Origin of the sequence: Rhizobium sp. NZLR11 (genome assembly GCF_019685115.1) — a bacterium.
Taxonomy (GTDB): Bacteria; Pseudomonadota; Alphaproteobacteria; order Rhizobiales; family Rhizobiaceae; genus Rhizobium.
The window spans coordinates 1-8,022 of record NZ_JABDWD010000049.1 but is presented as its reverse complement, the minus strand read 5'-3'; the positions used below and the strand labels follow the sequence as shown (position 1 = coordinate 8,022).

The 8,022-nt window shown below is 57.8% G+C and carries 7 protein-coding genes; 6 read left to right on the top strand and 1 reads right to left on the bottom strand.

The genetic code is table 11. The annotated features are described in order from the left end of the window. Window positions 1-603: 603 nt before the first annotated feature. The 6 genes from HJB83_RS33805 to HJB83_RS34835 all read left to right on the top strand — a co-directional run bounded on the left by HJB83_RS33805 (window position 604) and on the right by HJB83_RS34835 (window position 6,718). Window positions 604-1,269, top strand: a complete 666-nt coding sequence (locus HJB83_RS33805; RefSeq protein WP_221117961.1) for a thermonuclease family protein — start codon at window positions 604-606, stop codon at window positions 1,267-1,269. Window positions 1,270-1,422: 153 nt separating this feature from the next. Further along, a complete protein-coding gene (locus HJB83_RS33800) occupies window positions 1,423-2,754 on the top strand; it encodes a hypothetical protein (RefSeq protein ID WP_221117959.1) in 1,332 nt (443 codons plus the stop codon). Continuing rightward, window positions 2,738-3,559, top strand: a complete 822-nt coding sequence (locus HJB83_RS33795) for a hypothetical protein (protein ID WP_221117958.1) — start codon at window positions 2,738-2,740, stop codon at window positions 3,557-3,559. Before HJB83_RS33800 ends, HJB83_RS33795 begins: the two co-directional genes overlap by 17 nt. Then, window positions 3,559-4,923 carry a methyl-accepting chemotaxis protein gene (locus HJB83_RS33790; RefSeq protein ID WP_221117957.1) on the top strand — a complete coding sequence of 455 codons (1,365 nt, stop codon included), beginning with the start codon at window positions 3,559-3,561 and terminating at the stop codon, window positions 4,921-4,923. The genes HJB83_RS33795 and HJB83_RS33790 overlap by 1 nt, the downstream gene beginning before the upstream one ends. Next, complete coding sequence (locus HJB83_RS33785; RefSeq protein WP_259671239.1) at window positions 4,920-5,939, top strand: hypothetical protein; 1,020 nt, start codon at window positions 4,920-4,922, stop codon at window positions 5,937-5,939. The genes HJB83_RS33790 and HJB83_RS33785 overlap by 4 nt, the downstream gene beginning before the upstream one ends. A 20-nt stretch (window positions 5,940-5,959) precedes the next feature. Next, window positions 5,960-6,718, top strand: coding sequence for an SH3 domain-containing protein (locus HJB83_RS34835; RefSeq protein WP_221117955.1), 759 nt, complete (start codon window positions 5,960-5,962; stop codon window positions 6,716-6,718). Window positions 6,719-6,962: 244 nt separating this feature from the next. Here HJB83_RS34835 and HJB83_RS33775 read toward each other — a convergent pair whose 3' ends face one another. Then, a complete protein-coding gene (locus HJB83_RS33775) occupies window positions 6,963-7,769 on the bottom strand; it encodes a PRC-barrel domain-containing protein (RefSeq protein WP_221117954.1) in 807 nt (268 codons plus the stop codon). Window positions 7,770-8,022 lie beyond the last annotated feature (253 nt).

Sequence of the window (8,022 nt, the reverse complement as noted above, 5' to 3'; positions counted from 1 at the left end):
TCGGACGTAGAAAAACACCGCGTATAGAATAACCTCTTTCGGGTAATGGCTGCCTTTGAAATCGACCATGATCTGGAACTCAACCTGCCTGCTCATCTTCAACCCAGATCTATGGCATCACCAACCTCGCGGCAAATGCGCTGAGAAATTTGCGACAGAACCAGCGCGTGTCCCATCCTCAGAAAAAGGTCGAATATCGCGGCCCTCAGGAACAGAAAAGGCAAATCGTAAAGCAATCGGTCCCGCTGCACGACATAGCGAGCTATTGCAGCGCCTACGAAGTACCCGACCAGTTGATCGGCAAGTTCGAGGCCCTCATTGTTCGAGCGTTCGCGAACGACTTGCTCAATGTCCGGATGGAGAACTTCTAGCGGCCTCCGACTCATCACGGGTCGCCAAGCCCGACCATGGACACGCCTCCATCTCGCCGATCGGTGGCAGAAATCCGACATGTCGCGGTTGATGGCGAGCTTCATATCGCCGAGGTGAAAACGGCAAGCCGTAGCAATATAAGCTCGTTTACCATTCCTTAATTTTCTCTGGACTTCTGGTTGCGGAATCACAACCGCTAGAATAAACGTATGGCGCGAAGAGGGGCGTGTCTTGTTTTCCAGAATTCTAGTGATCGCACTACTGCTGTTACTGACGGCGGTGGGCGCTTCTGCTGCTTCAAATGTACGCGTGATAGACGGAGATACGATCGACCTGGACGGTGTTCGTTATCGTCTCCACGGCATCGACGCGCCCGAGGCAGGTCAACTCTGCAAAGCGGCGGACGATAGCGACTGGGCCTGCGGACAGGTCGCGCTTCGGAAGCTGGAGAGCCTTGTCATCGGACGCGACGTCACGTGCACGCCTCACGAGAAGGACATGTATGGCCGGTGGGTTGCAAGCTGTGTTGCAGACGGCGTTGACATCAATGGCGAGATGATTGCTTCGGGCCTGGCGTGGGCGTTCCGGAAGTATTCCGTGGATTACGTCAAAGCCGAAGAGATTGCCCATGCCGCGCACGTCGGCGTCTGGCAGGCGGCCACCCAGACGCCGTGGGACTTCAGGTCCCACAAATGGGATAGCGCCGTCTCGGCCGCGCCTGCAGGAGGGTGCCCCATTAAGGGCAACATCAACAGCAAACACGAGAAAATCTATCACGCGCCATGGTCGAAGGACTACGCGAAGACAAAAATCGATGTCCGCAAGGGCGAGCGGTGGTTCTGTTCCGAGGGCGAAGCCATAGCAGCCGGATGGCGTCCGCCCCAGTGGGGAAAATGATGAGATCACGTATCAGCATGCACGCAGGGCTTCGCGATGGCCAAGTTTGAATCACTCACCAAATTGTACGATAGCCTCCGGGAGTCCAGTCACGACTTCCGCATTACGACGGACCCGTTTCCGCCGCTGGATCCGGAAAAGCTCGCCAAATCGATGGAGATCGAGCGCAAGGCGGCCGCGAACGGCAAAACAAATATTCCGGCATCGAATGCCCGGGAGCTGGACGATGTCGAGCGATCCATCGTGGACCGGGTCGAAAGCCAGCGCGACGAAGCCTTCCAGGTTCTCGAAGATCAGCTCAACACGTATGCCACCAGGCTGCGGAACCTCGATTTTGACGGCCACTTCAGCCAGATCGAGATGACTAACCACTCCAGTGTCGAGGATTTCCAGGCTGACGTCACCAAGGGCAGAGACGAGCTGTTCATCCGCCGGCAGGACCTCAAGGCTACCGACGAGGAGCTTGAGGAATTTAGAAAGCGAAACGGGCTGGAAAAGCGGATCGCTCGCGTCAGGAGTTCTCTTGAGTTTGGGTTAAAGATTCTGTTCGTGGCGCTCCTGTTGATCGTCGAAACCGGGGTCAACGGCATCTATCTCGCGAAAGGAAACGACAGCGGCCTCGTAGGCGGCATCGGCTATGCGTTTGGCTTTGCTTTCGTCAATGTCATCGGCACGTTCCTATTGGCGCTCTTCGGAATTCGTCGGCTAAACCAACGTTTCTTTGGGCTAAAGCTCATCGGCTTCGTCAGCCTCCTTTTCTGGTTCGCCCTAGCAATCGCCCTCAATCTCGCAATGGCGCATTACCGCGAAATCTCCGCGACCGCCGTCGACAACATCGGCCCCCTTGTTCGGCGGCGGCTGGCGTCTGACCCGCTTGGCCTCGTGGATATCGATTCCTTCGTGTTGTTCGCGGGTGGCTTGCTATTTTCGACCGCCGCGCTCGTCGACGGCTTGTTCATGACCGATCCATATCCGGGTTATGCCGGGACCTATCAGCGCTACGTCAACGCCCGCGACGATTACGCGGCCGAAAGGGAGCATCGCGTCGAGGGGCTCAAAGACATCCGCGACGACCACAACGAAAAGATCGACGCTATCATCCAGGGGCTGTCGAAGCGACGCAAGGAATGCGCGGCCATCATCGACGCGCGCACACGCATGACTAAGCTATTCGGCGAACACCAGACACAGCTGGAGAGCGTCGGACGAAAGCTTCTGGCGATTTATCGTGAGGAGAACCGGGCAGCACGCACGGAAGAGGAACCCAAGCATTTCAAGGCGCAGTATAAGATGGAGCGCCGCAAGGTCATCATCGACACGTCCGATGATTGGGCCGACAAAGACCTCAGCGAACGCATCCAGACCGCCCAGGCCGATCTTTCGGCCCAGATGAAGCGCATCAGCAATGCATTCGAAGACGCAGTCACAGCTTATCACGAGCTCGACCACATCTATCCGGAGACGATCAATGGCAGCCCGGCGTAAGCGCAGAAGCCGCCGGGGAGGCAGCTCTGCCGGCCAGATCATCGGCATCATCGTACTCGTCATCGCCATCGTCGGTGCGGTCGGCGGCTACTCCGTGCTCTGGTACAAAGCGAAGGCCGCACCAACGCTCGATGCGGACCTTTGCCCCGAAAGCGGTGCCACGTCGGCGACAGCGGTATTGCTCGATGTCACCGACCCGATCTCCGACATAACAAAGGTCGACCTCAAACGAGAGTTTCAGCGGATCGTTGCGGACGTCGAGCAGCATGGCCTGATCGAGGTCTACCTCCTCACGGACGTTGAAGGCAAACCCGAGCGAACGTTCCACGGATGCAATCCGGGGGATAGCGAGAGCGCGGACCCATGGACATCGAATCCCAAGAAGATTCAGCAGCGTTGGGACCGGGCCTTCAACCAACCACTTAAAAAGATCGAGGAGCAGATGGGCGATGGCACGTCATCGAAGCAGTCGCCTATTATGGCTGGAATCCAGCGTATCGCGATCGAAAGCTTCACCGATGCGAAGCTCGATGGAAAGCCAAAGCGGCTGATTGTCGCCTCCGACATGATGGAGTTCACGCCAGCTTTCTCGATGTACAAATCCGGCGCCGACATCAAGGCATTTGAAGGCAGCGTTGCCCGAAACAAGTTTAGAACCCCGTTGGAGGGTGTGGATGTCAAGCTGCTGTTCTTCCAAAGGGAAAGCTCCGCTGCCTTGAAGAACCTGCCGGAATTCTGGACGGCGTGGATCGGCTCCAACCACGGCCACTTCTCGGGAATCGAGCGTTTGACAGGAACAATGTAATGAGTACCTCATCGATGAGAAGCCTTGTCCGCAACCAGGGACCGATCGTCCTTTTCGTTTTTCTGACGCTGGTCGGTTCCGCCGTCATCTGGCTGGGTAAAGTCTGGGGTTTCGACATTGGGCTCATCACCGCGATCCCGGTCGCGATGATGTTCCTGTACATGGGCGTAAACATGCTTCCTGGTCTGCGCGTCCACAGCGAGCAGGCCGGCGACAACCTCTATTACATGGGTTTCATCTACACGCTGACGAGCCTGGGCGTCTCGCTTTATAAGTTCACAGGCGAAGCTTCAATCGAGGACGTCGTTCGGAATTTCGGTATCGCGATCATTTCCACTGTGACTGGTATCGCACTCCGCATCTTCTTCAATCAGATGCGCCGCGATCCCGCCGATATCGAAAAGGCCGTCAGACACGAGCTCGCCGAGATGACCAGGCGGGTGAGGGCCGAGCTCGACAACTCGGCAATGGAGTTCTCCTCCTACCGGCGCACCAGCAATCAGATGCTTTCCGAAGGATTCGAGGAGATCGCCCGTCAGGCGGAAAAGAACGGCGAAGCCGTGCGAACCGCCATCGAGGCCATGTCCGCGAAGGCCGTAGAATCAATCCAGGCGGCGTCAACGCAGCTCCTGGCGACCTTGGAAGAGACCCATAAAAACGTGTCCCAGCTCTCGGATGCGAACGCCAAGAACGTGGTCCAGCTCTCCAGCCAGATGAACGACCTCGCGACCACGATGACGAACAAGTCGAAGCAGCTTGCCGACGCAATCGACAACGTCATCGGGAAATACTCCGCGGCCCGTTCTCCGGATGACGTCTTGAGGATCGACGTCTCGCCCGCAGTGGAATCCCTCAAGTCCATTGTGGACGCCCACGCCAAGGCGATCAGCGAGAATGCGGCCGATACCCGCGAGACGGCAAAGAAGGTCCTGGCAGACCTCGGGCCTTTCAAAGAGACCGCCGCGAACCTGACCAAGCTCGCCAACGAGGTGGGTGCCGCCGCTGCCACGCAGGCAAAATCGACGGAGACCGTCGCTAAGTTGACAGCCGTCATCGAAGGCGTCGTTGCGACATCCAAGACCGCTTACGAAGCCCACGCGGCAAGCACCGCCAAACTTACGGGATTCGTTGAGGCGGCGACCGGACGTCACAACGAGGCTAGGGCAGCCGAAGAGCAAAGCCGTCTCCGCGGCGAACGGATCGAACGTGCCTTGTCGCAGCTGTCGGCCCACGTGCCATCCGGAGCGTTGCCATCAGCGGCCAACGACACGCCCGATGCTCCCGCGGCTGTGGACATTGCGGGCATCGTAAGTGTTGCTGACACCGAGGATGACAAGCCGCGGAAGTCATGGTGGCAACGATGACACCGGAGAACGCGGGTCAGATCGAAACCAAGGGCTACAACCGCGGACTCATCCTCGGGTTCACCATGGCCGAGTCTCTGCTTCTCGTCGTCTTCTGCCTGCTACTGGTCACCGCGGCGATCATCGTGAAGGAACGCAAGCGGGCAGAGGATGCCATCGAGCAACTGTCAGCCGTCACCGAAACACACCGTCAGCAGGATCAGCAGATTAAGGAACTCGAGGCCGAAGTCGCTGCCCTCACCAGCAAATTGCCGGAGGCGGAGCAAGCTGCGTACGACGAGGACTGGCGCGAACTCGTCCTGCAGAAGGATACTTATAAACGCATCAAGGAAGTTCTCGGAGAGAAAGATGCCGCCGATATGCTCAGGCGTGTTGAGGCTCTTATTGCCGCGGAGCAGCGGGCGGTTGATTTGGAAAGCGCCAACGACCGTCTCAATGCGCAGCGGCGTGATCTAACGGCTCGACTGGAAGCGGCGCTCAAACAACACGAGGCGCGAGAGGCAGAGCTTGCGAAGCTCAGCGCGTCTGGAAAGCCGCACGAGTGGCCGCCGATCATCAGCTTGGCCGAAGCCAATGGCTATTTCTTCCGCTCCGGCAGCGCTGAGCTTTCCACCTCATTCACAGACCAACTGAACGGATCGATTTCCGACGAGATCGCGAAAAACCTCGGGACCTACGGTGCCGACATCGTCGAGGTGATCGGCCATACAGATGAGCAGCCGATCTCGCGGCTGAATTCCAACCTCGACAAGAATTCCATCGACGTCCTGTCGTCCCGGAAACCAATTACGACGCTCGAGCCGGCCGACAACGCCGGGCTTGGACTCGCCCGTGCGATCTCGGTCGCCAATCTCCTCAGGGCCAACAAGTCGCTGTCGGGGATCACCGTCCTGCCTCTGTCCGCCGCGCAGCTTATCTTGCCCGGCGACACGCTCACCGTTGGCCAGGCTGGCAACGTCGAGACCCGCAGGCGCATCGAAATCAGAATCCGGCGACGCGAGGCAGCGGTGCAATAACGCGGTAGTGGGGCCGGGAGATGCGGCGTAGACGTCGTTCGCGAAAGCAGACCAAACTAAATCCGGGCGTTGTGTTCCTGATGCTCGGCCTTGGGTTGGTCGTCTCATACTTTCACAAATCTGAAGACCCTGCCATCGAGCCGCAAAGTCCTCCCGCCGCCAACCAAGGCGTCATTGACAATAAGAAGACCGTTGCGGAGGAGCCTGCGGAGACGAGCGCGCCAATACCTTCGGTCACGCCGGCCGCGCCCTCGCGCCTCCCGCATGCAGCTTTGACCGTTACCCGGTTCGTGGAGGGCCAGAAGGTGGCATTGCGCACCGGACCCGGAAAAACGTTTGGCATAATTGACCGATATGACAACGGCAGAGAACTGGAAGTGACCGAAACCGATGGTGACTGGTCGAGGGTACGAGATGGGCTGACGAGGCGGGAAGGGTGGATTTCGACCGCGCTCCTTTCCGACGCGCGGCCAAGTACACAGCAGCCTGACCAGCGTGAGCGGACGGCATCAAACGAAGCTGATACTGGGCCCGGTGCCGACCCTGTCACACCAACAACGCCTCAGATTTCCGATTCCATCGTGATCCAAAGGATCATCGCGGAATCCATCTCGATGTATCCAGGGTCTTGCGCCTGCCCTTACAACACCGACCGTGAGGGGAGACGGTGCGGCAAGCGGAGCGCCTACAACCGCGGAGGTGGATATGCGCCTGTCTGTTTCGCGGGCGATGTTTCTCCAGACATGATCCAATCGGCTCGACAGCAGTCGACCAGATAATTGCGGAACCACAGGCGCGTAAACAGGGAACTGCGACCATGTCTCAACGCCAAGTCCGACCGAGGTGCCGCGAATAAAGCATTAGGTCGGTGCGGCATTCTCGGTTTCGCCGCATCGGTCCGCCGGCAGCAATCAACCAACGCGATTAGCGAACGGAAAGGCCTTCTTCGCGTTAAAATGAGCCAGCAAATTTGATCACCCGCAAGAAGGGCACGGCCTGGGGCGGGTGACCCAGGCCGCGGCATCAATTCTTGTATTCGGGTTGAGCTTTCAGCTTCTCCTTGGTGGCATCGACATAGACCCGAACATCGTCACCCTTCTCGTTCCTCATGATATTGACCTGATCAAGAGGCACCGCGATCCGATGTTCGCCCATCCCGAGGAAACCGCCGATATCCAGCACCAGCTGCTTGACGGTACCATTGTCGTTGAGAACGAGCTTGTCGACTTCGCCGACGTCTTCGTCCTTGGCGCTATAGACGTGGGCTCCCGTGAGAGTTTCGGAAGTCAAATCCTTCATTTCTGACGTGCGATAACCCTCGCGCTGAACGTCCGGGCGGACCAGAGCGGTGTCACCCGCCGGGGAAGGCTTGGCCACATTCGTCGAATTGCTCGCCGCGGTGGTTGGAGCAACATATGCCGGTGCGTCGGTCAGCATCTGTTTATTGGCATTAACGACTAGAAAGTAGTCATCCGCATCGTCGCCGTCACGAACGAACTTGATATCTTTCATCGGGATTGCGACGGCCTTTTCGCCTAAGCCAAGGAAGCCGCCGACGCCGAGAACGACCGCTTTGACTTCACCTTGCCGGCTGAGAATAACTTCGTTTACCTCTCCGATGTCATCCCACTCCTTTTCCGCGCCAGGCTTGACCATCATATCCGCTGTCATCGGCTTTTCAGTAGCATACAGCCGCGTACCGATGAGCTTCGATGCCCTAATGTCGGTCGGCTGTTGCTGATACATTGCCATCGGTTCCATGGTTGCGGCATAGGCATTACCGCCGATCAAAACGATGGCCAGTGCGGTTGTTGTCAGGAACTTCTTCATTGTTATCTCCTTGGGTATTCGGATGACCGATCGCTTTGAAATGGCTATACGACCTCCGCTCGGATGTAACCGACACGCGGTGTAAATGTTCCGGTTCGCCATGGGGCATTGGATGGCCGAAAAGAAGGTTCTGTCGCAAATTTCTCAGCGCATTTGCCGCCAGGTTGGTGATGCCATAGATCTGGGTTGAAGATGAGCAGGCAGGTTGAGTTCCAGATCATGGTCGATTTCAAAGGCAGCCATTACCCGAAAG